This window comes from Nocardioides sp. NPDC057772, assembly GCF_042798075.1.
In the GTDB taxonomy this organism is placed as follows: domain Bacteria; phylum Actinomycetota; class Actinomycetes; order Propionibacteriales; family Nocardioidaceae; genus Nocardioides.
Window position 1 is genome coordinate 1 of the sequence record NZ_JBHVKN010000351.1, and the last position, 2,495, is coordinate 2,495.

General features: G+C 69.2%; 3 protein-coding genes. All 3 read left to right on the forward strand.

The window, feature by feature from the left end; translation table 11 throughout:
• A partial coding sequence (locus tag ACFVJS_RS27505) for an LLM class flavin-dependent oxidoreductase (protein WP_378886721.1) occupies positions 1 to 437 on the forward strand: 437 nt, incomplete at its 5' end.
• The gene (locus ACFVJS_RS27510) at positions 434 to 1,591 is read left to right on the forward strand and encodes a hypothetical protein (protein ID WP_378886722.1); all 1,158 of its coding nucleotides are present in this window, start codon (positions 434 to 436) and stop codon (positions 1,589 to 1,591) included. The genes ACFVJS_RS27505 and ACFVJS_RS27510, both read left to right, overlap by 4 nt.
• A 44-nt stretch (positions 1,592 to 1,635) precedes the next feature.
• On the forward strand, positions 1,636 to 2,495 hold an 860-nt coding region (locus tag ACFVJS_RS27515; RefSeq protein ID WP_378886723.1), incomplete at its 3' end, for a serine/threonine-protein kinase.

Genomic DNA, 2,495 nt, shown 5'->3' on the forward strand with positions numbered 1-2,495 from the left:
ACCCGAGCGGCGACTTCTTCGGTTATTCCGGTGAGTTCTACGAGTTCGCCCCGCTCCAGCAGCGCCCGGCGCCGACGGAGAAGATCCCGCTCCTCGTCGGCGGCCACGCCGACGCCGCCCTGCGCCGCGCCGTCCTCAAGGGCGACGGCTGGATGCACGCCGGCGGCGACGGCGAGGAGCTCGACCGCCTGCTGGTGCGCCTCGCCGAGATCCGGCGCGAGGAGGGTGACACGCGCGACGACTTCGAGGTCCACGTCATCAGCTACGACGCCTACGACCTCGACGGGATCAAGCGGCTCGAGGACAAGGGCGTGACCGACTGCATCGTCGGGTTCCGCGACCCCTACGTGAAGGGCGCCGACCCGGAGCCGCTGGAGAAGAAGATCAAGCACCTGGAGTGGTACGCCGAGAACATCATCGCCAAGGTCAACGGATGAGTGCTGCGTACGGCCTGACCGAGCCGCTCCAGCGGGCGATCGCGGAGGCGGAGGAGCTGATCGCGAACGCGCCGTTCATCCGGACGGAACAGGACCGGCTCGAGGGTTATGAATACCTCTCCGGCCGCATCCGGATGGCGATGCAGACCGCGTTCGACTACGACCTCGAACAGCCGCTCTTCGTGAACCCGACGCACCAGTTCTCGAAGCAGGGGCTGGACAATCCCGATGCCATCTACCTCAACGCCTACCTGCGAGAAGGCGTCGAGTACGTCATCCGCGGCCGCCGTGGGACCAGTGCCGACCTCTCCTTCCAGGTGATGGGCGGCGCCTACACCGCGGACTCCGCCGCGACCAGCCTGATGGCCTTCGACGACCGCAAGCTCCAGGTGGAGGACGACGGATCCTTCGAGTTCGCCTATACGGCCGAACCGGACGCGAAGACCCTGATCGTGCGCGAGGTCTTCAACGACTGGGACACCGAGGCCCGCGGCACGATCACCATCGAGCGCCCCGACACCCTCGGGCGGCCGCGCCGCCCGCTCACCCAGGAGCTGCTCCGGAAGAAGTACGAGGTCGCGGCCCGATCGCTGACCGGGTCGATCCAGACCTGGTTCGCCTTCCCGCAGTTCTTCCAGTATCAGGAGCCGGTCAACACCCTCACCGTGCCGGCGCGCACGCCCGGTGGCCTGGAGTCGCAGTTCTCCTCGATCGGTCACTATGAGCTGGCCGAGGACGAGGCGCTCGTGGTCGAGGTGCCGCGCTGCGACGACTGCTCCTACCAGGGCTTCCAGGTCGGCTCAGACTGGTACGCCTCCACCGACTACGAGACCCACCAGACCAGCCTCACCAAGGCCCAGGCGGTCACCGATCCCGACGGCGTGATGCGCTTCGTCATCTCCGAGCGCCCGCCCCTGGGCGGTGAGCCGATCGCCAACTGGCTCGAGACCACCGGCCACCGCACCGGCTCGCTGATGCTGCGCTGGCAGCGGCTCGAACGCGATCTCACCGCCGCTGACGGTCCGGTGGTCCACAAGGTGGGCCTGGAGGACGTACGCGACCTGCTTCCGCATACCGAGGCGCTGAGCCCTGGGGGGTATGCGGACCGGATCGCCGCACGTCAGCGGGCGGTTGCGCGTCGGATGCTCAGCTGAGGGGGAGGCGACGCGAAGGCGTACGACGCCTATGATTGCCGCCCATGGCCAGCCCCCACCACGAGCCACCGACGATCCCGGGCTTCCGGCATCGCGCGCTGATCGGCGCGGGCGGATCCTCCGAGCTCTTCCTCTACGAGTGGCAGCAGGAGAAGGTCGACGTCGCCGTCAAGGTCTGGAACGACCGGCTCAGCGCCGAGGTCCAGGACGTCCTCGCGAGGGAGACCAAGGAGGTCGCCGAGCTCGCTGCGCACCCTCACGTGCTTCCTGTGCACGCGGTCGGCGTCAGCGACGACGACCGCTGCTTCGTGGTGATGGACCATCGACCTGGCGGTGACCTGGAGACGCGCCGGAAGAGTGAGCGGCTTCCGGTCGCCGAAGCACTGAGTCTCACCATCAAGGTCGCGGGCGCGCTCGACGTCGCCGCGCGGCACGGCATGCTGCACGGCGACGTCAGACCGGCCAACATCCTGCTGACCAGTGACGGAGAGCCGCAGCTCGTCGGTTTCGGGAGCCTCTCCTCGGCCGGCCGCCCCGCCGGTGCGGAATCGACCTCGCTGCCCTGGATGGCGCCGGAGATGCTCGCAGACCCGCCCGAGCCGAGCGCGTGGGCGGACATCTGGAGCCTGGCCGCGACCTGCTACACGCTGCTGGCGGGACGTACTCCGTTCGCGGCGCCGGACGGATCGGATGCGCCCGGGGTGCTGGCCGAGCGGATCCGGGACCATGAGCCGGCGGCCATCGACCGCGACGACGTGCCGGCGTCGTTCGAGGACGCGCTGCGCAAGGCGATGTTCAAGCGCCGCGCCGGTCGACACTGGAGCGCTGCCGACTTCGCCAAGGCGCTCCAGGCGGTCGAGGAGGAGCTCGGGCTGCCGGTCACGCCGCTCGCGGAGATGCCGGA